This window comes from Maribacter sp. 4U21 (assembly GCF_002742365.1).
GTDB lineage: Bacteria > Bacteroidota > Bacteroidia > Flavobacteriales > Flavobacteriaceae > Maribacter.
In genome coordinates, this window is record NZ_MDGN01000018.1 from 89,172 (window position 1) to 112,594 (window position 23,423).

Annotated in this window: 27 protein-coding genes; 16 read left to right on the plus strand and 11 right to left on the minus strand. The window is 39.0% G+C overall.

The features are described from left to right. Positions 1-1,218 (minus strand): multidrug effflux MFS transporter, encoded by a 1,218-nt coding sequence (locus BFP77_RS03430; RefSeq protein ID WP_099572671.1) that lies wholly within the window; start codon positions 1,216-1,218, stop codon positions 1-3. A 106-nt stretch (positions 1,219-1,324) separates the two neighbouring features. Here BFP77_RS03430 and udk point away from each other — a divergent pair, with 106 nt between their 5' ends. The 9 genes from udk to BFP77_RS17230 all read left to right on the plus strand — a co-directional run bounded on the left by udk (position 1,325) and on the right by BFP77_RS17230 (position 8,230). Next, a complete protein-coding gene (gene udk / locus BFP77_RS03435; protein WP_099572672.1) occupies positions 1,325-1,939 on the plus strand; it encodes a uridine kinase in 615 nt (204 codons plus the stop codon). Next, complete coding sequence (locus BFP77_RS03440) at positions 1,939-2,274, plus strand: FtsB family cell division protein (RefSeq protein ID WP_099572673.1); 336 nt, start codon at positions 1,939-1,941, stop codon at positions 2,272-2,274. The genes udk and BFP77_RS03440 overlap by 1 nt, the downstream gene beginning before the upstream one ends. Before the next feature lie 165 nt (positions 2,275-2,439). Further along, positions 2,440-3,213, plus strand: a complete 774-nt coding sequence (locus BFP77_RS03445) for a ParA family protein (RefSeq protein WP_099572674.1) — start codon at positions 2,440-2,442, stop codon at positions 3,211-3,213. Beyond that, positions 3,214-4,119 (plus strand): ParB/RepB/Spo0J family partition protein, encoded by a 906-nt coding sequence (locus BFP77_RS03450; protein ID WP_099572675.1) that lies wholly within the window; start codon positions 3,214-3,216, stop codon positions 4,117-4,119. 127 nt (positions 4,120-4,246) lie between these two features. Next, positions 4,247-4,747, plus strand: a complete 501-nt coding sequence (locus BFP77_RS03455; protein WP_306475410.1) for a DUF5683 domain-containing protein — start codon at positions 4,247-4,249, stop codon at positions 4,745-4,747. Positions 4,748-4,749: 2 nt separating this feature from the next. Further along, complete coding sequence (dapB, locus tag BFP77_RS03460) at positions 4,750-5,451, plus strand: 4-hydroxy-tetrahydrodipicolinate reductase (RefSeq protein WP_099572676.1); 702 nt, start codon at positions 4,750-4,752, stop codon at positions 5,449-5,451. A gap of 108 nt (positions 5,452-5,559) precedes the next feature. After that, positions 5,560-7,278: a signal peptidase I gene (lepB, locus tag BFP77_RS03465; RefSeq protein WP_099572677.1), complete on the plus strand. Its 1,719-nt coding sequence runs from the start codon at positions 5,560-5,562 to the stop codon at positions 7,276-7,278. Between the two features lie 6 nt (positions 7,279-7,284). Then, positions 7,285-7,914 carry a WbqC family protein gene (locus BFP77_RS03470; RefSeq protein ID WP_099572678.1) on the plus strand — a complete coding sequence of 210 codons (630 nt, stop codon included), beginning with the start codon at positions 7,285-7,287 and terminating at the stop codon, positions 7,912-7,914. Continuing rightward, positions 7,907-8,230, plus strand: a complete 324-nt coding sequence (locus BFP77_RS17230; RefSeq protein ID WP_099572679.1) for a DUF6122 family protein — start codon at positions 7,907-7,909, stop codon at positions 8,228-8,230. The genes BFP77_RS03470 and BFP77_RS17230 overlap by 8 nt, the downstream gene beginning before the upstream one ends. On the opposite strand, the gene BFP77_RS03480 is transcribed toward BFP77_RS17230, so the two are convergent. The 7 genes from BFP77_RS03480 to BFP77_RS03510 all read right to left on the minus strand — a co-directional run bounded on the left by BFP77_RS03480 (position 8,204) and on the right by BFP77_RS03510 (position 14,391). Next, entirely contained in the window at positions 8,204-9,181 is a 978-nt protein-coding gene (locus tag BFP77_RS03480) for an endonuclease/exonuclease/phosphatase family protein (RefSeq protein WP_180272300.1), read from the minus strand. The two genes, BFP77_RS17230 and BFP77_RS03480, sit on opposite strands and share 27 nt — an antisense overlap. A 56-nt stretch (positions 9,182-9,237) precedes the next feature. Continuing rightward, a complete protein-coding gene (locus tag BFP77_RS03485; protein ID WP_099572681.1) occupies positions 9,238-10,116 on the minus strand; it encodes a rhomboid family intramembrane serine protease in 879 nt (292 codons plus the stop codon). 3 nt (positions 10,117-10,119) lie between these two features. Further along, on the minus strand, positions 10,120-10,863 hold the full coding sequence (locus tag BFP77_RS03490; protein WP_099572682.1) for a rhomboid family intramembrane serine protease: 744 nt from the start codon (positions 10,861-10,863) through the stop codon (positions 10,120-10,122). Beyond that, entirely contained in the window at positions 10,864-12,720 is a 1,857-nt protein-coding gene (gene mutL / locus BFP77_RS03495) for a DNA mismatch repair endonuclease MutL (RefSeq protein WP_099572683.1), read from the minus strand. Positions 12,721-12,722: 2 nt separating this feature from the next. Next, positions 12,723-13,019: a riboflavin synthase subunit beta gene (locus tag BFP77_RS03500; RefSeq protein WP_099572684.1), complete on the minus strand. Its 297-nt coding sequence runs from the start codon at positions 13,017-13,019 to the stop codon at positions 12,723-12,725. Between the two features lie 119 nt (positions 13,020-13,138). Then, positions 13,139-13,624: a 6,7-dimethyl-8-ribityllumazine synthase gene (gene ribH / locus BFP77_RS03505; protein ID WP_099572685.1), complete on the minus strand. Its 486-nt coding sequence runs from the start codon at positions 13,622-13,624 to the stop codon at positions 13,139-13,141. Next, positions 13,624-14,391, minus strand: a complete 768-nt coding sequence (locus BFP77_RS03510; protein ID WP_099572686.1) for a tetratricopeptide repeat protein — start codon at positions 14,389-14,391, stop codon at positions 13,624-13,626. Before BFP77_RS03510 ends, ribH begins: the two co-directional genes overlap by 1 nt. Before the next feature lie 124 nt (positions 14,392-14,515). On the opposite strand from BFP77_RS03510, the gene recF reads away from it, so the two are divergent. From recF to BFP77_RS03525, 3 genes are read left to right on the plus strand one after another with little or no spacing between them, the layout of a single operon-like run. After that, positions 14,516-15,595 carry a DNA replication/repair protein RecF gene (gene recF / locus BFP77_RS03515; protein WP_099572687.1) on the plus strand — a complete coding sequence of 360 codons (1,080 nt, stop codon included), beginning with the start codon at positions 14,516-14,518 and terminating at the stop codon, positions 15,593-15,595. A gap of 1 nt (position 15,596) precedes the next feature. Continuing rightward, positions 15,597-16,016 carry a hypothetical protein gene (locus BFP77_RS03520; protein WP_099572688.1) on the plus strand — a complete coding sequence of 140 codons (420 nt, stop codon included), beginning with the start codon at positions 15,597-15,599 and terminating at the stop codon, positions 16,014-16,016. Continuing rightward, positions 16,016-16,312 (plus strand): DUF721 domain-containing protein, encoded by a 297-nt coding sequence (locus tag BFP77_RS03525; protein ID WP_099572689.1) that lies wholly within the window; start codon positions 16,016-16,018, stop codon positions 16,310-16,312. Before BFP77_RS03520 ends, BFP77_RS03525 begins: the two co-directional genes overlap by 1 nt. Before the next feature lie 81 nt (positions 16,313-16,393). On the opposite strand, the gene BFP77_RS03530 is transcribed toward BFP77_RS03525, so the two are convergent. Both BFP77_RS03530 and BFP77_RS03535 read right to left on the minus strand, forming a co-directional pair. Beyond that, positions 16,394-16,813, minus strand: a complete 420-nt coding sequence (locus BFP77_RS03530) for a nucleoside-diphosphate kinase (RefSeq protein ID WP_099572690.1) — start codon at positions 16,811-16,813, stop codon at positions 16,394-16,396. A 48-nt stretch (positions 16,814-16,861) separates the two neighbouring features. After that, positions 16,862-17,884 (minus strand): alkaline phosphatase D family protein, encoded by a 1,023-nt coding sequence (locus tag BFP77_RS03535; RefSeq protein WP_099572691.1) that lies wholly within the window; start codon positions 17,882-17,884, stop codon positions 16,862-16,864. A 74-nt stretch (positions 17,885-17,958) separates the two neighbouring features. Here BFP77_RS03535 and BFP77_RS03540 point away from each other — a divergent pair, with 74 nt between their 5' ends. Genes BFP77_RS03540 through BFP77_RS03550 form a run of 3 tightly spaced genes read left to right on the plus strand, consistent with a single transcriptional unit; the run spans position 17,959 to position 20,671 of the window. Further along, a complete protein-coding gene (locus BFP77_RS03540) occupies positions 17,959-18,975 on the plus strand; it encodes a DHH family phosphoesterase (RefSeq protein WP_099572754.1) in 1,017 nt (338 codons plus the stop codon). Continuing rightward, on the plus strand, positions 18,972-19,532 hold the full coding sequence (gldI, locus tag BFP77_RS03545; RefSeq protein ID WP_099572692.1) for a gliding motility-associated peptidyl-prolyl isomerase GldI: 561 nt from the start codon (positions 18,972-18,974) through the stop codon (positions 19,530-19,532). Before BFP77_RS03540 ends, gldI begins: the two co-directional genes overlap by 4 nt. Next, the gene (locus BFP77_RS03550) at positions 19,532-20,671 is read left to right on the plus strand and encodes a peptidylprolyl isomerase (RefSeq protein WP_099572755.1); all 1,140 of its coding nucleotides are present in this window, start codon (positions 19,532-19,534) and stop codon (positions 20,669-20,671) included. Before gldI ends, BFP77_RS03550 begins: the two co-directional genes overlap by 1 nt. 55 nt (positions 20,672-20,726) lie before the next feature. On the opposite strand, the gene BFP77_RS03555 is transcribed toward BFP77_RS03550, so the two are convergent. Beyond that, complete coding sequence (locus BFP77_RS03555) at positions 20,727-22,184, minus strand: aminoacyl-histidine dipeptidase (protein ID WP_099572693.1); 1,458 nt, start codon at positions 22,182-22,184, stop codon at positions 20,727-20,729. A gap of 68 nt (positions 22,185-22,252) precedes the next feature. Here BFP77_RS03555 and BFP77_RS03560 point away from each other — a divergent pair, with 68 nt between their 5' ends. Next, positions 22,253-23,314: a DUF3810 domain-containing protein gene (locus BFP77_RS03560; protein ID WP_257212847.1), complete on the plus strand. Its 1,062-nt coding sequence runs from the start codon at positions 22,253-22,255 to the stop codon at positions 23,312-23,314. Positions 23,315-23,423 lie beyond the last annotated feature (109 nt).

The window sequence follows — 23,423 nt, forward strand, 5'->3', positions numbered from 1 at the left end:
TCAATTATTGGCTTGCAACTGGTACTTTTTACGATTTGCAAAAACAATAAATATCAAAAGTGCCAATAATCCACAGCTACCAAGTCCAACAAAAAGTGGCCATACCGTATCTTGTACAAAACTACCAACATATAAGGAAATTGGTATGGACAGGATGGTGGATATAAATCCGGTTATCGCTGCGCCTATTCCGGCAATATGTCCAATAGGCTCCATTGCAATGGACCTTAGGTTGCCCCACACAAATCCAAGACAGAAAAACAAAAAAGAAAGAAACAGCACCAAAATACCGATACTAGGGTTGGCTTTACCCCAAAAGACCAGCACATAACTTAGTGCAATAAAGGTAAAACCGGACAATGCGAACAAAGCCAACTTTCGCATCCCGAATCGAAGCACTAAGGTGCCGTTTAAAAATGTAGATAGACCAATCGCAATCGCGAGGCCCGCGAATATATAAGGGAAGGATTCCTTCAACTGATATTGGTCTTCAAATACATGTTGTGCCGAGCTTAAATAAACGAGAAAGGAACCCGTAATCAAACCTGAAATTATGGTGCAGGACACGGTTTCCTTGTGCTTAAAAATCTCCTTGGTGCCTACTAAAAAAATAGCTCCGGTAAAAGGAACCTTATATTCCGGCTTTAGCGTCTCCGACTGTCTTTTCCAAAACCAAATCCCGATTAAAAGCGCAAAAAATAATTGCATGTAGAATATGGCCTCCCAACCCATACTGTCCAGTATCAATTTGCCAATAGCCGGGGCAACGACCGGAATTAAAATAAAAAACGCCGTAACAAAAGACATGATGCGAGCCATGTAATCACCGCTGTAAGTATCCCTGATGATGGAAATACTAATGGTTCTAGGTGCGGAAAGGCCAATGCCCTGTATAATACGTCCTACTACCATCCACTCTAAAGAAGGTGCCAAGACACATAGCATACTTGCCAAGGCAAATAAGACAAAACCAAAATAAACTACTGGCTTTCTACCATAACTATCAGATAAAGGACCGAAAAACAATTGACCAACACCAAGACCCAGAAAAATCATGATAATAAGTAACTGATTGTCGGTGGGATCTAAGCTATTGATAGAAACCCCAATCTCCGCAATAGCAGGTAATAGCGCATCTATAGCTAGTGCTACAATAGACATCAAAGAAGCCATTAAAGCTATAAATTCAAAATTTGGTCTTACCTGTTCTTTTTGCATTGGGCAAAAGTAATTCTAAACCCTTGAAAGGAGTTACAAAAGTTCATTTTTAAGTTTAGTAGAAAATTGTAGCGTTAATCTGTATTTTTGTTCAAAATAATGTTGGATGCTAATTATAGGAATTGCAGGTGGCACGGGTTGCGGAAAGACCACTGTGGTAAATCAAATCATCAACGAACTTCCCAATGAGGAAGTCGGTGTTATTTCCCAGGATTCCTATTATAACGACCTCTCTCACCTGAGCCTCGAGGATAGAAGAAAAACCAATTTCGACCATCCAAATTCTATTGACTTTGCTCTATTAACAGAACATCTGAAAAAACTGAAATCGGGAGAATCCATTGAGCAACCGGTTTATTCTTTTTTGGAATGTAATAGAACAAAAAAAACGATTCCCACCCATCCTAGAAAGGTTATGATCGTAGAAGGCATTCTGATCATGACCAATCCAGAGATTAGAAATATGTTCGACATAAAGATTTTTGTTCATGCAGATACGGACGAGCGTTTAATACGAAGATTAAAGCGAGACGTGAACGAACGCGGTTGGAACCTGGACGAAACCTTAGAAAAATACCAAACTGTAATCAAACCCATGCACGACCAATTCATTGAGCCTACAAAAGAATACGCTGATATCATTATTCCTAACAACAAATACAATACCGTCGCCGTGGAAATAGTGCGCAGTATCATTAACGAAAAATTAGCAGAGAACTAATGGGTTTGAAAGAACTTAAAGAGAAAAAATGGTTTAAGGTACTTACCAATATGTATGTATTGGTGCTTACCGCCTTTGTTATTTGGATGGTATTTTTTGACACCAATTCCCTGCTCATTCATCTAGAACTAAGGAAAGAGATTAAAAAACTGGAGAAGACACAGGACTTCTTAAAAAAAGAGATCAGTAAAGACAAAAAAATCATCGAAAAGCTATCGGACGAACAAGAACTCATGAAATTCGCAAGAGAGGAATATTATCTTAAAAAGAAGAACGAGGAAATTTACCTTATTGAATATCAAGATAGCTTAAAAGCTTCCAAGGAGAACCAATAGTCCTACTTTCAGCTTTGAAAAGACCACTTTTAACACTAAGTAGCTAAGGGCTAAACGTTTAACATCGTTTTTGGAAAAACACATCGGTTATTCACCTAGTGTTAACAAAATCCTTTCCCATACCCCGTAAATAATCGTATTTTTACAACCTAACTTACTATTAACATGAGCAAGATTATTGCTATTGCCAATCAAAAGGGTGGCGTAGGTAAAACTACTACCACCGTTAACTTAGCTGCCTCGCTAGGTGTGTTAGAGCAAAAGGTATTGTTAATCGATGCAGACCCCCAAGCTAACGCCACTTCTGGCTTAGGTATAGACGTGGATGGTGTCGAATTAGGCACGTATCAACTATTGGAACATACCAAAACGGCCAGGGAAACCATCATACAGACGACTTCTCCAAACGTAGATTTGATACCAGCGCACATAGATTTAGTGGCCATCGAGATTGAGTTGGTGGATAAAGAGGAGCGGGAATACATGATGAAGAAGGCTATTGTAGACCTTAAGAAAGATTATGATTATATTCTTATAGATTGCGCCCCATCGCTTGGCTTATTAACCTTAAATGCGTTAACGGCGGCGGACTCGGTAATCATACCGATACAGTGCGAATATTTTGCATTAGAAGGTCTGGGGAAATTATTAAATACGATTAAAAGCATACAACGCCTACACAATCCTGAATTGGATATTGAAGGCATGTTATTAACGATGTACGATTCAAGGCTACGCCTATCGAATCAGGTAGTAGAGGAAGTTCGCAAGCATTTTGGCGATATGGTTTTTGACACCATCATACAACGAAATGTACGATTGAGCGAAGCACCGAGTTATGGGGAAAGTATTATAAAATATGACGCTTCTAGTAAAGGAGCAACAAATTACCTTAACATGGCCAATGAGGTAATAAAGAAAAACAAGCAGACAGTTTAAATGGCAAAAGCTACTAAAAAACAAGCATTAGGAAGAGGACTCTCGGCCTTATTGAAAGATCCGGAAAATGATATTCAATCCGCTACGGATAAGAATGCGGACAAGGTAGTGGGGAATATCATTGAATTGGATTTAGCCCTAATTGAAGTGAATCCGTTTCAACCCCGTTCAAATTTTAACGAAGAAAATTTGCAGGAGCTGGCAACTTCTATTCGGGAACTAGGCGTTATTCAGCCTATAACGGTTAGGAAATTAAGTTTCAACAAATATCAATTAGTCTCTGGAGAACGAAGATTTAGGGCTTCTAAATTGTTGGGTCTAGAAACTATCCCAGCATATATTAGAATTGCCAATGATCAGGAATCCTTGGAAATGGCCTTGGTAGAAAATATTCAACGCCAAGACTTAGACCCTATAGAAATTGCACTTTCATACCAGAGGTTGATAGACGAAATAAGTTTAACCCAAGAAAAACTTAGTGAACGTGTCGGAAAAAAGAGATCTACCATTGCCAATTATCTGAGGCTTCTTAAACTAGACCCCATCATACAAACAGGTATGAGAGATGGATTCTTAAGTATGGGTCATGGACGAGCACTTGTAAATATTGATACGACCCAAGATCAAATAGCACTGTACGAAAAAATAGTAGGTCAAAATCTGTCCGTAAGGGATACGGAAAATGCCGTAAAGCGTTTCAAAGCTGATAAAGAAGAAGGGAAGGCCGTACCAGGGGTAGAAAAAACAACACCCAGTTATGTACACAAGGGGATGAAGGAATTGGCAGCACATTTGGCCGTTCCTGTAGATATTAATACTTCTGGAAATTCCAAAGGAAAAATAACCATACCTTTTAGATCTAAAGAAGAATTTGAAAGGTTAATTAATCTTATTACGGGTGAATAGGCTCTTAATAACTATAATTATTTTCTGTACTTTCTCTCAATCGATTTTTTCTCAGGAGGGTAATGAAGCAGAAATTCCATCTGAATCAGACAGTTTAAAAACCAATCTTAGACAAAGTGGAGTCATTATGCAAGACTCCTTATTCAAAAAGAAAAAAGTAATAAATCCGTTAGCCCCCAGTAAGGCGGCCTTCTATTCTGCCGCTATTCCAGGACTTGGTCAAATCTATAACAAAAGATATTGGAAAGTCCCTATCGTTTGGGGTGCTATCGGTGGTAGTATTTACCAGTATACCTTAAATAACAATAATTATCAAAGATTTAGAACGGCATTTATAAGAAGACAGGCGGGTTTTACGGATGATGAATTTAATGGAGAAGGAGAATTTCAATTTTTTGACTCGGATGTATTGGAAAATCAGCAGGAGCGATTCCAAGAAAACCGTGATCTTTGGTTGGTTGTTTCCATTGCGCTATATGCTTTGAACATTGTCGACGCCAATGTAGATGCCCATTTAAAACAATTTAATATAGATGATAATTTAAGCTTTGATTTTGAGCCGTATTTAGACCTGAACCCAATTACGAATGACCCTAATTACGGTATGGCACTAACCATTAAATTTTAAGAATGAAGATTGCGCTTTTCGGTTACGGGAAAATGGGGCAGATGATAGAACGGGTAGCACTCGGCAGAAATCATGAAATCACTGCTAAGATTGATATAGATACAACAGAAATCGATTTTTCCAATATAGACGTGGCTATTGATTTTAGCATGCCCGGAGCAGCGTTCGGAAACATTACTAAATGTATTGAGAATAATGTTCCCATTATATCCGGCACCACCGGTTGGTTAGACGATTATGACAAAGCAGTGCGTATTTGCAAAGAAAAAAAGGGTGCGTTTATCTATGCTTCTAACTTTAGTTTGGGCGTAAACCTTTTTTTTGAACTCAATGCCAAACTTGCAAGGATGATGCATCCACAAAAGCAGTACAACGTAAGTTTAGAAGAAATACACCACACCCAAAAATTAGATGCGCCTAGCGGAACAGCCATTACACTAGCAGAAGGTATCCTAGAGAATTCTGATTATAATGGATGGAAATTAGATACCGAAGAACCCGATTATATTCCTATACGATCAAAACGTATCGGAGACACCCCAGGAACCCACACGACGCAATATCAAAGTAAGGTAGATAGTATAGAGATAAAGCATACGGCCCATAATAGAGAAGGTTTTGCGGAAGGAGCGGTCATTGCGGCTGAATGGATTATTGGGAAAACCGGAATTTTCACTATGCAAGATGTGTTAAACCTTGGTTAAAAAAAGTAACTATTTTTACATTTTAAGACCTATGCGCCAATAACGTTTTCGATAATTTGACGAAATTTTCCGAAACGTTTAGTAGCCAAAAACTATAAAAAGATATTTATGAACGGTACCCAATGGATTATTTTTATTCTGATTGTCCAGGTCATCCATTTTTTAGGAACATGGAAATTATATGTAAAGGCAGGTAGAAAAGCTTGGGAGGCAGCTATTCCCGTCTACAACGCCATTATCTTAATGCAAATTATAAACAGGCCCAAATGGTGGGTCATATTATTATTCATTCCCATCATTAACCTTCTTATGTTTCCTGTAATCTGGGTAGAAACCATTCGCAGCTATGGAAGAAACAGTCTGTTGGAGTCTTGGCTAGTAGTGTTTACCTTAGGTTTTTACATCTATTATGTAAATTATGCCCTAGATATAAAATATATTGAAAATAGGAGCTTACAACCTAAAACAGCTTTAGGAGAATGGGTAAGCTCTATTGTTTTTGCAGTTGTTGCCGCAACACTGGTACACACCTATTTTATTCAACCCTACGTCATCCCAACAGGTTCCTTAGAACGAACGCTAAGAATAGGTGATTTTCTCTTTGTGAGCAAGTTTCATTACGGCGCTAGAACCCCGATGACCACGATTGCCGCGCCAATGGTCCATGACACCCTGCCTGTGGTTGGAGTTAAATCCTATCTGAACAAGCCGCAACTCCCCTATTTTAGGCTACCCGGATTTACAAAGGTAGACCGGAATGATATTGTAGTTTTTAGTTGGCCTGCGGATACCGTTCGCATATTCTTCAAAAAGGAAAAAGGTGTCAAAAAACCGATAGATAAAAAGTCCAATTATGTAAAAAGATGCGTAGGTCTGCCGGGTGATTCCCTAGAAGTACGTAACGGTTTTGTTTTTGTAAACGGAAAACAGTTAGACCTCCCCGGAAGTGCAAAAACCCAATACGACTACATGATTTACAGCTCTAAAGGAGTATCCTCTAGACTACTGGATAGGTTAGGCGTTACAGAATTCACTAGAAGATACCTGTCCAATCCGCTGAACCAAGAACAGGCTCAGGCCGTAAATCAGTATTTATTGGGCTATAACCAAGCGGAAAACGGTCAATTAGAACTGTATACCAAAGGCGGAGGTATTCCTGCAAATACCATTAAAAAATATGGTCTTGCGTTAAGAGAAGTTACCGATAGACAAAGACAAGCTACCTTAACCGCTGAGATGGTAGATGCTTTACGCAAGGAGACAACCATAGACTCTGTAGTGCAACAAATAAGTCCAAAGGGTAAGAGAGGCGTGAATCTGTTTCCTCAAAGTCCGGACTATCCATGGAACTACAGTCAAATGGGTAAATTATATATTCCGCAAAAGGGCGCTACGGTGGCCCTGAACCTTAAAGTCCTTCCCCTCTATAAAAAAATTATAAGGGATTATGAAAAAAATGAAATCAGAGTTTCCGGAAACCAAATAAGCCTTAACGGCAAGGTAGTGGACTCTTATACCTTTAAACAGGATTACTATTGGATGATGGGGGACAATCGTGATCATTCAGAAGATAGCAGGGCTTGGGGCTATGTGCCAGAGAATCATATCGTAGGCACCCCTATTTTCCTATGGATGAGTTTTGATAATTTTGTAGATAGTAAAGGTAACCCTAACGGTCCTTTAGAATGGAAACCAAGATGGGACCGGATTTTCACGACCGTAAATGGCGAGGGTCAGTCACAGTCTTATCTAAAGTATTTTCTAATATTATTAGCGGCTTATTTCGTCGGTAATTGGTTCTGGAAAAGAAAAAAATCGGAAAAGTAGATTTTTATGAAACTACTTCATCCAACGTATTTTCCGAACATTGCCTCTTTCAGTGTTTTACTATCGGATGATATTACATGGGAAGCTTTTGACAACTATCAAAAACAAACCTTTAGAAACCGGACCCATATTTGCACGGATAGAGGTTTACATGTACTAAGCATACCCATTGCCCATACAAAAGACGATAGTGGCAGACAAAGCTACCAAAACGTGAAAGTGGACAATACCTATCCTTGGCAACGCCAACATTGGAGAACTTTAGAAACGGCCTACAGAACCTCTCCATTTTTTGAGTACTATGAGGATGACATAAGACCGCTTTATGAGGCGAATCAAGAGTTCCTTATGGATTTTAACCTAAAGACCATAGCAACCGTATGCCAGTGTTTACAGATTGAGATTTCTGCTCATAGAACAAAGGAGTACATTCGTGAACCTCAGGATATGTTAGATTTTAGATTTTTGGCCAACGCCAAAAAAGTGTTGGATTTTAAGACTCCAGAGTATGTTCAAGTCTTTGGGGATAGACATGGCTTCATTCCCAATTTGAGTATTTTGGACCTCCTATTCAACCTAGGACCAGAATCAATCGCTTACTTAAAAAATTTGGTTTTGAAACCCTCCCATGCTTAGGTTTATTGCACATTACGGCATCCACTTTATCCTCCCATTGATTGTTGCATATTTCTTTTTTAAGGAGTATCGGTGGAAAGCCACTCTTATACTTCTATTAGGAATTTTATTGGACATCGATCATATATTCGCCAATCCCATCTTTGACCCTTCTCGATGCAGTATTAATTTTCATCCACTGCACAGCTATTGGGCGATTTGCTTTTACGTTATACTACTATTTTTTAGCAAAACCCGTCTTTGGGGTATTGCTTTTTTAATACACATACTGGCAGATGTTGTAGATTGCCTATTTCTTGGAGGAAAGTTTAATTGAAGCCATAACCGGTTCGTGATCGGATAGTTGTAAATCATAGTTTTGATGACCGGTTATTTCCATCTCAGGATCCGCCATAATAAAATCGATACGTAAAGGAAAGTGCCAAAAATTAATGGTCTTACCATACCCACTTCCCTTTTCGGAAAAACTATCCCTCATATCCCCTTTAATAATACGATAAGCGTTGGAAAATTGGGTATTATTAAAATCTCCACAAACAATTTTAGAATACTTGGAATCATTGGCGTTCTGTCTGAATATGGCAGCCTGTTCCTGTTGTTTAGAAAATGAATACCGTAAGCGTTTGAACAACCTGTCCGATCTTTCCTTTTTAAGCATCCTTGGTCTTACTTTTAAAGATTCTAGATGTAAATTGTAAATACGTACTGTATCTTCTTTAATAATTACATCACTAAAAATAGCATTGTTGTTTGTATCCGGAAAATCCAAAACGCCCCCATTAATAATAGGATATTTTGATAAAATAGCTAACAATACCCTACCTTTATTCCCTTCAGGACCTGTACTCATATATTGAAAAGGGAATTGATCAAAGTCACCACTATATTTCCTTCTATCATCAAATTCCTGAAAACAAATAATATCTGGTTCCTCCTTTCTGACAAAACTTACAATACCTTTTTGGTCGTCAGTATTTTTGGCATTTCCATAACCAGAAAAGCCTAAAGAATTGAAAGTCATTATCTTCAAAGCCTTATCCTCTTCTAATTTTATTGGTTTTCTAAATTCAATAAAGGAACCCAAGACAAAATACCCCACTAATAATGCTACTAATGAAGTAGCAAAAAGGTATTTTCTTCTTGAGATCCAGTAGAGAAGAAATAGGATGTTGAAGATAACGAGCAGGGGTACCACAAGACTCAAAAACGAGAAGCTAGGTAATGGCGTAAAGGGCACAATACAGGCTAGCAGTAACAGAACTGACATAAGAATGTTAAGCCCGTAAACTAATTTACCAAAAAATGAGAGCTTCTTCATGAAGTTTAGTTCTCCTTTCCTGCCTTGAACAAGAAATCCTTTTCCGATTTTGACAAGCTTTCATAACCAGATTTACTAATTTTGTCCAAGATAGCATCAATTTTTTTTTGATGGGTCTCCTTTTCGTAAGCAGCTTTAGGGCTTTTAGCAGTATTACTATTTTTTCTATAAGCCGTTTTCAGGGGAGCCTTCTTTTCACTCTTTTTAAAGAGATTAGCGATACCATCTATCAACTTTGAGAAACCTACACCAATATCGGTGCCGTTCAATAATTGCCTGGCGTACCAATAACCCAGCAAGGCACCTCCTAAATGTGCCAAATGACCACCGGAGTTGGTACCATAAGGAAGTTGAATTAAATCCATAAGAACTACGAAAGCTCCAATATACCAAAGCTTAACGTTGAAAAATATGAGCCTTACCTCTTGGTTGGGCATATAGGTACAAATAAAAATTAAAATAGCACTTGCACCGGCAGAAGCTCCTATTAAATAAGCATTGATATTGAAAAACGCCGGAAAGATATTGTAACCCAATACAAAAAAAACACCCCCAAGAATAACCCCTAAGAAGTAAACATTTAAAAAACGTCTACTATCAAATAGGTTCAAGAATATTCTGCCCACAAAATAAATGAGCAACATATTCCAAAATAAATGACCTAATCCACCATGAAAAAAAGAATAGGTAACTATGGACCAGGGTTGCACGAGAAAGTCGAAAAAATCGTTCGGCAATTCAAACCATTGTACTATGCTATTCTTGGATATCCCCAATAAGAAGGGGAAAAGACTATTAACGATAAAGACGGTAACATTTACGGCAATCAGTTTCTCCGCAATGTTGAGCCTATTGAATTGATATTTTAAATTTCCATCTGCCATCTGCTAATTCCATCTATTTTTATTAAACTGATTTTTTTTCCAGTACCACATCATTAAGAAACCAAATAGGGCTCCTCCAACGTGCGCAAAATGCGCTATACCTTGACCGAACAAACTATAACCCGTAACGCCGGAAAACAAATCCAATCCGATTAAAACGGGAATAAAATATTTTGCCTTAATAGGAACAGGAAGAAAGATCAAAAATAGTTCACTATTAGGAAAGGACATACCAAAAGCGACCAATACACCATAAATAGCGCCAGAAGCACCTACTGCCGGGGTATTATAGGCACTTAAAAAATTCTCTATCGTAGATTTCCCTGCGATGTTGTACCATTCAGGACTGTACTGTCCATTAGAAATTATATCCATAACCGAACTTTCCGACATACCCGCTTCCACTAGAGCTGACATCCCTTCATTAAAATGATAGTAATTTACTCCGGTATGAATAAGAGCCGCACCTAGTCCCGCTGAGAAATAAAAGAAAAAAAACTTATTTCTACCCCACATTTGCTCAAGTGGTGAGCCAAAGGCATATAAGGCATACATATTAAAGGCAATGTGCATAAACCCGCCATGCATAAACATGTGCGATACTATTTGCCATAGTCCAAAATTTTCGTTTTTAGGAAACCAAAGCGAAAACCACTGGTACATTTGGTCACCATATAAACTGGTAGCTACAAAAAATAAAATATTAATTATAAGTAAATGCTTAATGGCTTCTGTTAATCTACCCATCTATATAAATTTTCTTTCAATGTCATTTTCATTAATCGTAACATAAGTTCGCTTATTAAACGGACTTAATGTAGTTTCCTTACAGGCGAACAAATCGTTCACTAAAGCTAATTGTGAAGCTTCGTCTAGCTGCTCACCCGTCTTTACGGACAAGGTTTTGGAAAGCGTCTTGGCCAACATATCACTTTGAGAGAAACTATGATCTGAAATTTCCATCTGAAAATCGGATATCAACTGCTCCATCACCATTTGAACTTCACTTTCTGCCACTTGCACGGGTACCCCTTTCACTTCCACCGTTTCTTCGGCTATAGCCCCAAAAACAAAACCAACGGCACATAGATTTTCCTTTATCTCATTTAGAATGGCCAATTCCGCCGCAGAAAAAGATAAGGAAAGTGGAAACAATAATTGCTGACTTACCGCTTCTTTAATCGTAATATTCTTTAAAAATTTTTCATAAAGCACGCGTTGATGTGCCCTACTTTGATTGATGACCACCATTCCCGATTTTATGGTAGTGATGATATACTTTTTTCTAAGCTGAAAAGTAGTGGTAACAGCATCCTGTAATTCCTTATCAGCATCAAAAATAGTACTATTTATATGTTCAGATTCGAACGAAATGGTACTAGCCTTATGATTTGGAGTAGTTATTTCCAGTCCCTTGTACAAGTTTTCCCAACCTTTGGAATCCCTTTTTGCATACGAATTTCCGGCTCTGGTAGCGTTCCCAACACTTACAGCTTCTTTAAACGGATTAAAATCGGCATTTACAGAGACATGAGGAACGTTCGCTTCTTTACTCTTATAGGCGTAGGGCGTATTTAGATTTTGATCTTGCTCAAAATCTAGGGCGGGCACAACACTAAACTGCCCCAAACTGTGCTTTATGGTAGATTTCAAATAAGCATATAGGGTATGCTCGTCATCGAACTTAACTTCTGTTTTTGTAGGGTGAATATTGATATCGATAGTACCGGGGTCCACTTCTAGACATAGAAAGTAACCTGGATGCGTTCCTGGTTTTATGAGGCCCTCGAATGCCCCTAAAACGGCGTGATGCAGATAAGGACTTTTTATAAACCTATGGTTAGCAAAGAAAAACTGTTCTCCCCTACTTTTTTTGGCGAACTCTGGTTTTTGAATAAAGCCAGAAATCTTCACTACCTGGGTATCTTCCTGAACAGGTACTAATTTCTCGTTCGTTTTTCTGCCGAAAATATGTACGATACGTTTTCTTAAATCATTAGCGGGCAAATTGAAAACCTCTCCTCCATTGTTAAAAAACTGAAAACCTATCTGCGGATGCGCCAACGCCACTCTATGAAACTCATCTGTAATATGACGAAATTCTACCTGGTCGGATTTTAAAAAGTTACGTCGTGCAGGAATATTAAAAAATAGATTCTTTACTAGTAAAGAAGTACCCTTTGGAACAACAGCGACATCCTGGTCTATAATGGTGCTGCCTTCAATCTTAATATGAGTTCCTACCTCTTGAGCTGCCGTTCTGGTCTTCATTTCAACGTGAGCTATAGCAGCAATCGAAGCCAGCGCCTCTCCCCTAAAACCTTTAGTATTGAGATTAAAAAGGTCCTCTGCCCTAGTGATTTTTGAGGTGGCATGACGTTCAAAACTTAACCTAGCATCTGTAACGCTCATACCTATACCGTTATCAACGACCTGTATCAGTGTTTTACCTCCAGCTTTAACAATAAGTTTAATCTCGGTGGCCTTAGCGTCAATGGCGTTTTCCAATAGCTCCTTAACCACAGAAGCAGGTCTTTGCACTACTTCCCCGGCCGCAATCTGATTGGCAACATGGTCTGGCAATAATCTAATTATATCTGCCATGCTTAAGAAAAGAATATAGAAAGGTCAAAATCGATAATATAGAGAAATATAAAAACGAGGACCAAGATAATAACTGCCATACGAAGCCTAATATTACGATCACCTTTTCTCTTGGTATCGTCTAAGACATTATTGATTTTATTTTTTAACCCCCTTTGATTTGAAAGTGTAGTTCTATATTGGTCAAATTTAGTCTCGATTTTAAAGGGATTGCCCTTTCCTTTGTCGTCAAAATATCTTGGTTGATAACCGTACTGTCTATTTTTCCGTAACCTCGTTATTTTACTAAGAAAACCCATAGTTCAAAGTTACTTAAAATCGAAAAACGCCCGTGACCTGTAATGCCAAAATTTGTTAACAGAAAGCATCATTTGCCGGGAATAAGGCCCCAAGGCCATGAAAACAGAAGAAAACGCGTCTACAAATCCTTTAAAACCGCCATTTTAATGGCTGCAATAGCCGCCTCAGTACCTTTATTGCCGTACTTTCCTCCACTGCGGTCTAGGGCCTGTTGCATGGTATTATCCGTGAGCACGCAGAAAATAACTGGGACATCGGTCGCAACGTTCAGGTCCATAATACCTTGAGCGGTAGCACTACAAACAAAATCGAAATGTTTGGTCTCACCTTGAATGACACTACCTATAGCGATAACGGCATCCAAATCCTTTTTCTCGATAAGCCTTTTACAACCAAAAGTAAGTTCAAAACTACCGGGAACGTCCAATCTGTTGATGTGTGAAGGTAAAGCGCCACAATCTACCAAAGCACGATGTGCTCCTTCAAAAAGCCCTTCGGTTATTTTCGGATTCCACTCAGAAACAACAATCCCAAAGCGCAAATTCTTTGCGTTTGGGATTGTTGTCTTATCGTAAACAGATAAATTTTTTGTCGCAGTAGCCATTATGCCCCACTTTTTGCCATTCCTATGAACGCATCTATATTATTCGCTGTATCAGACTTAGAAAATTCGTCCTTAATTCGTTGAAAATAAGTTAAGGCCTTTTCTTTATTACCCATTTCCATTGCTGTAACACCTGCTTTGTACAGAAACTTCGGTGTCGTGTAATCGTTTGTACTATGCGCTATGGCCGCCTCATAGTATCCCAAGGCATCCGATGGTTGGTCTAACTGCATAAAAGCATCTCCGAGCCCACCTTTGGCCAAAGCCCCTAATATGGCATCATCTGAACTAAAATCCTCCAGGTAATTAATTGCCTCTTGGTAATTGTTCATATTCAAATAAGACATCCCGGCTGAATAATTTGCAAGATTGGCCGCTTTTGTGCCGCTGTACTCCGCTATAATATCCAAAAAACCATATTTACCTTCAGCACCTTCCAAAGCTAGCGTAAACAAAGAGTCCTTTGCGGTGGTCGCTGCCAATGCCTCATCAAAATACTGTTGTGGATAATACATTTCATTAGCGGCATTTGTCTCCCTCGGTTTCTGTACAAATTGATTGTACGCCAAATACCCCAATACCCCAATAGCAATTACTCCGATGATTCCTAAGATGTAATTTTGATTTTTAGAGACCCATTCTTCCGTCTTGGAAGCACCCTCGTCTAAAGTACTAAAAACCTCAGCAGTTGTACTTTCCTGCTCATCAAACTCCTGAGACTCTGCCTTTGTTTTAGGTTTAAATCCTCTTTTCTTATATGTTGCCATCTCTAATTTTATTAATCGCGCAAAAATAAAGTTTTTATTGAAATCCGTTAGGATATTTATTCGTTATTTTTGGATATTTTGAGTCTAATGGTATTATCCGAAACCAAAATTTCAAGAATTTTTAATGTTTCTTAAAAATTTATCCCTTATTAATTACAAGAATTTTGAGTCCAAAAATCTGGAATTCGACTCAAAAATAAACTGTTTTGTGGGTGATAACGGGGTAGGTAAGACCAATATTCTAGATGCCATTTACCACTTGTCTTTCGGTAAAAGTTATTTTAACCCTGTCGCCTCTCAAAATATAAAGCACGGCGAAGATTTTTTCGTTATCGAAGGTCTGTTCGAAAAAGAGAATAGGGAAGAAAAAATTGTCTGCAGTCTAAAGAGAAATACCAAGAAAATAATTAAACGGAACGGTAAAGCCTATGAGCGTTTTGCAGACCATATTGGTCTTTTACCCCTGGTCATTATTTCCCCTGCGGATAGAGATCTTATTGTAGAAGGCAGTGACGTTCGTAGAAAATTTGTTGATGGGGTCATCTCACAATCCGACAAATCCTATTTACAAGCACTCATCAACTACAACAAAGTGTTATCGCAACGAAATGCGCTACTGAAGTATTTTGCGGTCAATCATACTTTTGATGCGAACACACTAGAAGTGTACAATGAACAGTTACGGGAATACGGAACGGAAATATTTGAAAAAAGAAAACAATTCTTGGATATTTTCATACCCATTTTCAAAGCGCAATATAAAGCTATTACGGGCAACACAGAGGTGGTTAACCTAAGTTATGAGAGCAAACTTCTGAACGAAAGCTTTTCTGAACTCTTTCAAAAGAATCTGGATAAGGACAGGGCGCTACAATACACCAGTGTTGGTATTCATAAAGATGATTTACGTTTTTCCATTATGGACTACCCCATAAAGAAATTCGGAAGTCAAGGACAGCAAAAATCATTTTTAATAGCGCTCAAGTTTGCTCAGTTCTATTTTATGCAGAAATTATCCAAGACAACACCTGTTCTTATATTAGATGATATTTTTGATAAGTTGGATGAGAACCGAGTATCGCAAATAATAACTTTGGTTAACAACGAGAACTTTGGGCAAATTTTTGTGAGCGATACCCATGCAGAACGCACGGAATCAATTGTTAAGGACATTCATCAAACCTATAAAATCTTTAAACTATAGTATGAAACAAAGTGCCTTTTTATTTCTAATGTTCTTATTTCTATCCTGCGAAAATACCGTAGAAGAAGATGACCTTACTTTACTTAACGGATATTGGGAAATAACGGAGGTACAGTTCATGAACGGCGGTAAAAAGGAATATAAGATAAGTCCGGCCGTGGATTATATTCAACTAGAAAATTTAAAAGGATACCGTAAAAAAGTAAATCCTAAATTCGATGGTAGCTTTGAAACCTCCGATGATGCGGAACCCTTTGTTATCCAGAAAGATGGGGCCTTATTCCTTATGAACTATAAAAACAACCTAAGCGAATGGAAAGAGACACTCATTGATGTATCGGAAAACTCTTTTTCAGTAAAAAATGCTGAGGGAACATTATATCTCTATAAGCGTTTTGAACCTATTAATATTGAACCCTAATGGCCAAACGGGAAAATGACAAGTTAAACATGAAAGAGGCCCTTTCCGCATTTATTCAAAAGAATAATCTGCAGGGCGGGATGGACAAAATTGATGTGAAATCAGCTTGGTCCAGACTAATGGGAAATGGCGTTGATAATTATACTACTAGCGTAGAATTAAGGAACGACACGCTCTTTATATCCTTATCCTCATCAGTACTGCGTGAAGAACTAAGTCTTGGAAAAACCAAGATCATAACGATGATAAATGAAGAGCTGGGAAAAGAACTCGTGAAGAAACTCGTGTTGCGTTAAGCAGAATAGTTGCCTTCGTAACTAAAAAAGACCCGCAGTAGTAACTGCGGGTCTTTTTTGATATTACAATTTTTCTACCCCTTAAAAAATTTCTCTTCCAGCAAAGTGGAAAGCCCCTTCTATAGCGGCATTTTCATCACTATCGGAACCATGAACAGCGTTTTCCGCAATATCCGTCGCGAATAATTTTCTTATAGTTCCCTCAGCGGCTTCTGCGGGGTTTGTAGCACCGATTAAAGCTCTAAAATCTTCTACTGCATTGTCCTTTTCCAAGATGGCCGCTACTATAGGACCCCTAGTCATAAAAGTGACCAGCTCACCAAAAAACGGACGTTCTTTATGAATAGCATAAAATTCCTGCGCATCCCTAAGACTTAACTGAGTGTATTTCATCGCTACGATCTTAAATCCAGAAGCAGCAATTTTATCCAATATAGCGCCTATATGTCCGTTCTCAACGGCATCTGGCTTAATCATCGTAAACGTTCTATTCGTACTCATATCTAAAATTTTGCGCAAAAATACGGTTTTCCCTATAACCTACAACAATTAATAACTTTGATGTAGGCTTCCAAGAACCTTACCATTATCCCCGACCATCTTCAAGGTCACGTTATTTTTTTCAAAATTGAATTGTAAAAGTCCAAAACTTTCTGTGCTCACGACTTTACCTTCCCTGAAAGGATTGGGCTCGCCCTGAAAACGGTTGTAAGCATGTGTAAGTCCACTACTGGTAAAGTCGATTAAAGGGTAATTTAAATTTTCGACCTCGGTTCTTGAAAATTCAGAAATGTGCCTATCCCCCGATAAAATCAAAACGCCTTTAGCATTAGAATCGGCTATGGTGGTTTTTAGCTTGTCCACTTCATGCGAAAAATTCCCCCAACATTCAAAGCCATGTTCGTTGGATAGTACCTGAATACTGCTTACAATAATATTAAAATCGGCATTGGAATTTTTTAATTGGCTCGTTAACCATTTCCATTGTGTAGACCCAAGAACCGTTCCCTCCCCATACTTGTTTGGCTTGTTTCGCTTCTTGGTTTCGGTATCCGGTGTAAGTGCGGTCCTAAAATAACGCGTATCTAACACAATCACTTTAATACTTCCTCTCGGTGTATTGTAATCATGCACGTTATACACCCCTTCTTGCATCCTTCTGGGACTATTGGCCGGAACCTTCATAAAATCAAGGAATTCCACCTGACTCTCCTTTTTCGCCTTAAACTCTACACCGCCGTCGTTTACACCATAATCATGGTCGTCCCAGGTGCCTATTACCGGAATAGTGGTCCTCAAGGACTTATATCCTGGAACAGCGTCTTGAGCAGCGTACATGGCTTTCAGTTTTCCCATATCCTCGGTGTCCGCATAGATGATATCGCCTCCCCAGACCCAAACATCTGGTTTGGTATTCAGGACATCATCCCATAACAAATTAGGCAAAGATGCTTTATTACAAGAACCAAAAGCCAGCGTAAAATCCGCTTGATTCTGCGCGTTAGTAATTTCCCTGGTAGAAGAACAAGCCGTGGTCAGCACTAAAATGAATACTAAGAGTATGGTTTTCATTTGAATGTTTTTTGAGCTCTAAAATTAGTGCTTTCCTGTTAAAGTCTATGTTATTAAATTGTATCTTTGCGCCCATGAATTTTCAGCATATCAAAGCCTTAAAAGAACTGATTTCGTCGCCAAAGACTATTGCTATAATACCACACAAAAATCCTGATGGTGATGCAATCGGCTCTACCTTAGCATTATGGCATTACCTGCAAAATAAAGGTCATAAGGCAACTGTAGTAGCTCCTAATGATTCTCCCAAGTTTTTGAAATGGATGCCTGGGGCGGAGAAAATACTGAATTTTGAGAAGGACAATTCAGCGTCAAAAACGTGTTTAGAAGAGGCCGAAGTTATTTTCACACTAGACTTTAACCATCTGGGGAGAGTAGGCCAAATGACCGAATATTTAGAAAAGTCTACAGCCGTTTTCGTTATGGTAGACCATCATCAACAACCGGCGGACTATGCAAGAATCATGTATTCCGACGTGAACATGAGCTCAACCTGTGAAATGGTCTATGAACTAATTTCCTATTTAGATGATTTAGATGCCATCACCCCTGAAATGGCCAATTGTATTTACACAGGCATCATGACAGATACGGGCTCGTTTAAGTTTAAGGCAACGACCAGCAATACGCACCGTGTAGTGGCCGATTTAATGGACAAGGGTGCAGAGAATACGGCTATCCACCATAGAATATACGATACCAATTCTCCCAGTAGATTACACTTATTGGGTTGCGCATTAAACAATATGGTTATTCTTCAAGAGTATCATACGGCTTACATTACATTGAGCCAAGAAGAACTAGACCGTTTTAACTACCAAAAAGGAGATACCGAAGGTTTTGTGAACTATGGACTTACCTTAGAAGGAATTTGTTTTGCCGTTATTTTTATTGAGAACAAAGAAGAGGGTATCCTAAAAATATCATTTAGGTCGGTAGGCGATTTTTCCGTAAACGATTTTGCCCGCGCCCACTTTCAAGGAGGTGGCCACACCAATGCAGCTGGCGGCAAGAGTGATATGAACATTACCGATACTATAAATTATTTCACCTCGTTATTACCAACATATAAGAAAGAGTTGACCGCATGAAAAAAAGTGCTTTACTACTACTTTTAGTATTTGTTTTTAGTTGCGATGGTCCAGAGCCAAGAAAACCCGTTCAAAGAAAAAGCGGTAGTTTTTTCAAGGCATCCGTGGAGCGAAGCCGCAAGCTGTTAGAACTGGAAGAACGACAAATACAACAAATCATTGAACAGGATTCCCTTAAACACTATGAACATAGTGCTGCAGGTTCTTGGTATCATTACAACAGGGTAAACGACACGGCTACCTATACTCCAAAGACGGATGACCTAGTAGTGCTATCGTATAATATTCTTTCACTGAACAATGACACTATTTACTCCAAAGAAGAAATAGGCACCTTAACATATAAAGTAGACAAGCAGGAGCTTTTTCAAGGGCTTAGGGACGCCATAAAACTTTTGAAAGAAAATGAAAAGGCTACGTTTTTATTTCCTTCCTCCTTGGCTTTTGGATATCACGGTGATAACGACAGAATTGATAGTAACCTTCCTATTAAATCTACCATAGAAATATTTAAAATTGAACAAAAACAAGATAAAACAGAAAATTTGAAACCATGATGAATAGAATGTATATTTTAATCGTAATCGCTTTAGCCTTATCAAGCTGTAAGACCAGTCAGCGTGCAGATTTGGGAGATGGTATTTTTGCCGACATTAAAACCACGAAAGGTGACATCATCGTAAAACTTGAGCACGAAAAAACACCGGTGACCGTTGCCAATTTCATTTCCTTAGCCGAAGGAACGAATACCTTTGTCAGTGAGCAATATAAAGGTAAAAAATACTACGACGGACTCACCTTTCACAGGGTTATGAAAGATTTTATGATTCAAGGAGGGGATCCATTAGGAAGTGGTATGGGAAACCCAGGCTATCGATTTATGGATGAGTTCAACGACTCCCTAATTCACGATAAGAAAGGAATTCTCTCTTCTGCCAATAGCGGCCCTGCAAGTAATGGAAGCCAGTTTTTCATAACACACAAACCAACCCCATGGCTAGATGGCGTACACACCGTTTTTGGAGAAGTCGTAGAAGGTATTAACGTTGTGGACTCCATTGCCAACGTAGCGGTCACACCAGGTAGTAACAAACCTGTTGAGGATGTAAAGATGAATACGGTGGAAATTATACGCAACGGTAAAGAAGCTAGAAAGTTTGATGCGAATCAGGTTATGAGCGATTATTTTGCCAATGAAGAAGAACGCCTGGCCAAGTTAGAAAAGGAAAAAGCTGAAAAAGCGGCAGCAGTAGAGAAAATGAAGACTGACTTTGCAGCCGAAGTAGTGGCGCAAAAAGAAAAGGCAGAAGCTTTATCATCAGGTCTTAAAATGCTTTCACTTCATAAAGGAGACGGTGAGAAACCAAAAATAGGCTCCAAGGTTAAGGTAATGTATGCAGGATATTTGGAAGACGGCACCTTGTTCGACAGTAATTACGAAGAAATAGCCAAGGCATATAACATGTTCAATATTAAACGATTACAAGGAGGTGGCTATATGCCCGCTGAAATGGATTTTAGCCCGGATTCTAGGTTAATAGCCGGCTTTAAAGAAGGTTTAATGACCATGAACATTGGTGACAAGGTTCGTCTATTTATACCTCCTCACTTAGGTTACGGAGAACAAGGCGGTGGGCCCATACCTCCAAACGCCGGTTTAGTCTTTGATGTGGAAATCACCGGATTGGTAGAATAAACTGGTTCACGGCTTTACAAAACAGAGGAGGCCCCAATTCAAATGGGGCCTCTTTTTATTTAGAAGGTATCTCCTTTAGAATTTCCAACAGAAATTTCCAGAACTTTTGCACGGACGATACACTTACCCGCTCATCTGGGGAATGTGCTCCGCGAATGGTAGGTCCAAAGCTCACCATATCCATTTCGGGATAATTCTGCCCTAAAATACCACATTCCAGTCCGGCATGACAAGCCACAACCCGGGGTTCTTCAGAAAATAAACGGGTATAAACCTTTTCCGTAATTTTCAAAATTTCCGAATTCGGATTTGGATTCCAACCAGGATAAGCACCTGAAAATTCTACTTCAAATCCGGCGAGCTCAAAGGTCGCTTTTAAGGCTTGGGCTAAATCCATTTTAGCCGTCTCCACGGAAGAACGCGTTAAACAACCAATATGTATTTCTCCATTAGCTACCTTTACCTTGGCCAGATTATTGGATGTTTCCACCAAACCGGAAATAGCGGTACTCATAGCATAAACACCATTATGAGCGGCATATATACCTTTTATGAATTTCCCTTGAGCTCCTAGCCCCATTACTTTTTTAGACGGTTTTACTGCCGTTATATCCAGCCGTAGTTCTGGTTCTACATCGTGTAATTCCGCCTTTATATCGCCAGCAACTTCCTCAAAAGTAGCTAAGAAGCTTTTTTCTTGAGACTTGTTGATATTAATAAGCGCCTGACTTTCCCTAGGAATGGCATTACGCAAGCTACCACCATTCAAGGCTGCTATTCGCATATTATACGAGAGTCCGGCAAACAGTAAGCGATTCATTATCTTATTGGCGTTCCCCAATCCTTTATGAATGTCCATACCGCTATGGCCTCCTTTTAATCCGCTTACTTTAATTTCAAAACCGATATCTCCATGTACCGAAGACTTTTGATTATAGCTTCTTTTTGCGGTAACATCTATTCCCCCGGCGCAACCTATATCAATCTCATCATCTTCCTCCGTATCCAGATTTAAAAGGATATCCCCTTTGAGGATACCCCCTTTTAGACCAAAAGCCCCTGTCATTCCCGTCTCTTCATCAATGGTGAAAAGCGCCTCTAAGGGCGGATGCGCTATATCCGTACTTTGTAAGAGCGCCATAATGGCCGCCACGCCCATTCCATTGTCCGCCCCAAGGGTGGTTCCAGCTGCCTTGACCCAGTCTCCCTCTAGGTGCATTTGTATGCCTTGTACATCAAAATCAAACTCCGTTTCCGAGTTTTTTTGGTGCACCATATCTAAGTGAGATTGCAAGGTGACCATTTTTTTATTTTCGAAACCAGCACTAGCAGGTTTCCGTATGACCACATTACCTACCTCATCTTTTAATGTTTCCAAACCAAGGCCAGAGCCAAAATCCATCATAAAGGCAATTACACGTTCCTCTTTTTTTGAAGGCCTGGGAACTGCATTAAGCCTTGCAAAATTTGTCCAGACCAAGGATGGTTCTAATTGAGCGATTTCTTTATTCATGAAAAGGATTTTTAGAACCTCAAAAATACGGACAGAAAAAGGATTTCACTATTTTTGAAACAATGAAGATGCATTTAAAATCGGCCATTGCCATTTCACTATTCCCCCAGATTATTCTCGTGAAATGGCTCGGCAGTCACACCGACTGGATTGAGAATTACTACAGCGATGGAATTTACCCCTTCTTCTCTAAAATTTTCAGGACCGTTTTTGGCTGGGTTCCCTTTTCTGTGGGAGATATCCTTTATCTCATCTTAGGGATTTTAGCAATAACCTATGTCTACAGGAACCGGCGTAGAATTTGGAAAAACAAGCTACTTTTTATGAGAGATATCGTAATGGTGCTTGCCATTGCCTATTTTACTTTTCATCTCATGTGGGGGTTTAATTATTATAGAGAACCTCTTCGGTCCAAATTACAGTTAACGGAAACCAAAGACTATCAAGAACTGGTTGATTTTACGAGAAGATTAATCCAAAAAACGAATGAGGTACAGTTTAAGATTACCAAAGACACGGCCAAAATAGTTACCATTCCCTACACTCAAAACAAAATCATTGAGAAGAGCATAGACGGCTATGGCCAGCTTTCAGAAAAATATTCATTTTTTACCTATGAGCAACCGAGCGCTAAAACATCTCTTTTCAGCACTACTTTAACCTATATGGGGTATGCAGGATACTTAAACCCCTTTACCAACGAAGCTCAGGTAAACGCATTACTACCCAATTTTAGGTTTCCCGTGGTAACGGGACATGAGATTGGGCATCAACTGGGCTACTCCGCCGAAAATGAAACGAATTTTATTGGTTATTTAGTCACAGTGAATAGCGACGACGATTATTTTAAATACACTGGTTACGCTTACGCACTGGGATATTGCCTCAATGATGTACGCCGAGGTGATAGCGAAATTTTCAATACTTTATTAGGGGAATTAAATGGCGGAGTACAACTGAATTTTAAAGAAATGTCTAATTTCTGGAACAGTTATGAAAATCCTATGGAACCCTTTTTCAAGTCTATCTTCAATTCATTTTTAAAAGCGAATAACCAGTCTCAAGGCATAAAGAGCTATAATGCCGTGGTGTCTTTATTGGTAGCGTACCACCGCAAGAATCCCTTGTAGGCTCTACTTTTAAAAAATTAGGATTATCCATTGCTAAAATTGTCCTCGTTCTATTGAGTTACCTTATTAAACGAATTACAAAAGCCTTATTTAAATTATTTCTAAAAGA

Coding starts and splice junctions, on each gene's coding strand:
- BFP77_RS03430 (WP_099572671.1), bottom strand. CDS start 1,218: ATGCAAAAAGAACAGGTAAGACCAAATTTTGAATTTATAGCTTTAATG.
- udk (WP_099572672.1), top strand. CDS start 1,325: ATGCTAATTATAGGAATTGCAGGTGGCACGGGTTGCGGAAAGACCACT.
- BFP77_RS03440 (WP_099572673.1), top strand. CDS start 1,939: ATGGGTTTGAAAGAACTTAAAGAGAAAAAATGGTTTAAGGTACTTACC.
- BFP77_RS03445 (WP_099572674.1), top strand. CDS start 2,440: ATGAGCAAGATTATTGCTATTGCCAATCAAAAGGGTGGCGTAGGTAAA.
- BFP77_RS03450 (WP_099572675.1), top strand. CDS start 3,214: ATGGCAAAAGCTACTAAAAAACAAGCATTAGGAAGAGGACTCTCGGCC.
- BFP77_RS03455 (WP_306475410.1), top strand. CDS start 4,247: ATGCAAGACTCCTTATTCAAAAAGAAAAAAGTAATAAATCCGTTAGCC.
- dapB (WP_099572676.1), top strand. CDS start 4,750: ATGAAGATTGCGCTTTTCGGTTACGGGAAAATGGGGCAGATGATAGAA.
- lepB (WP_099572677.1), top strand. CDS start 5,560: ATGAACGGTACCCAATGGATTATTTTTATTCTGATTGTCCAGGTCATC.
- BFP77_RS03470 (WP_099572678.1), top strand. CDS start 7,285: ATGAAACTACTTCATCCAACGTATTTTCCGAACATTGCCTCTTTCAGT.
- BFP77_RS17230 (WP_099572679.1), top strand. CDS start 7,907: ATGCTTAGGTTTATTGCACATTACGGCATCCACTTTATCCTCCCATTG.
- BFP77_RS03480 (WP_180272300.1), bottom strand. CDS start 9,181: ATGTCAGTTCTGTTACTGCTAGCCTGTATTGTGCCCTTTACGCCATTA.
- BFP77_RS03485 (WP_099572681.1), bottom strand. CDS start 10,116: ATGGCAGATGGAAATTTAAAATATCAATTCAATAGGCTCAACATTGCG.
- BFP77_RS03490 (WP_099572682.1), bottom strand. CDS start 10,863: ATGGGTAGATTAACAGAAGCCATTAAGCATTTACTTATAATTAATATT.
- mutL (WP_099572683.1), bottom strand. CDS start 12,720: ATGGCAGATATAATTAGATTATTGCCAGACCATGTTGCCAATCAGATT.
- BFP77_RS03500 (WP_099572684.1), bottom strand. CDS start 13,019: ATGGGTTTTCTTAGTAAAATAACGAGGTTACGGAAAAATAGACAGTAC.
- ribH (WP_099572685.1), bottom strand. CDS start 13,624: ATGGCTACTGCGACAAAAAATTTATCTGTTTACGATAAGACAACAATC.
- BFP77_RS03510 (WP_099572686.1), bottom strand. CDS start 14,391: ATGGCAACATATAAGAAAAGAGGATTTAAACCTAAAACAAAGGCAGAG.
- recF (WP_099572687.1), top strand. CDS start 14,516: ATGTTTCTTAAAAATTTATCCCTTATTAATTACAAGAATTTTGAGTCC.
- BFP77_RS03520 (WP_099572688.1), top strand. CDS start 15,597: ATGAAACAAAGTGCCTTTTTATTTCTAATGTTCTTATTTCTATCCTGC.
- BFP77_RS03525 (WP_099572689.1), top strand. CDS start 16,016: ATGGCCAAACGGGAAAATGACAAGTTAAACATGAAAGAGGCCCTTTCC.
- BFP77_RS03530 (WP_099572690.1), bottom strand. CDS start 16,813: ATGAGTACGAATAGAACGTTTACGATGATTAAGCCAGATGCCGTTGAG.
- BFP77_RS03535 (WP_099572691.1), bottom strand. CDS start 17,884: ATGAAAACCATACTCTTAGTATTCATTTTAGTGCTGACCACGGCTTGT.
- BFP77_RS03540 (WP_099572754.1), top strand. CDS start 17,959: ATGAATTTTCAGCATATCAAAGCCTTAAAAGAACTGATTTCGTCGCCA.
- gldI (WP_099572692.1), top strand. CDS start 18,972: ATGAAAAAAAGTGCTTTACTACTACTTTTAGTATTTGTTTTTAGTTGC.
- BFP77_RS03550 (WP_099572755.1), top strand. CDS start 19,532: ATGAATAGAATGTATATTTTAATCGTAATCGCTTTAGCCTTATCAAGC.
- BFP77_RS03555 (WP_099572693.1), bottom strand. CDS start 22,184: ATGAATAAAGAAATCGCTCAATTAGAACCATCCTTGGTCTGGACAAAT.
- BFP77_RS03560 (WP_257212847.1), top strand. CDS start 22,253: ATGCATTTAAAATCGGCCATTGCCATTTCACTATTCCCCCAGATTATT.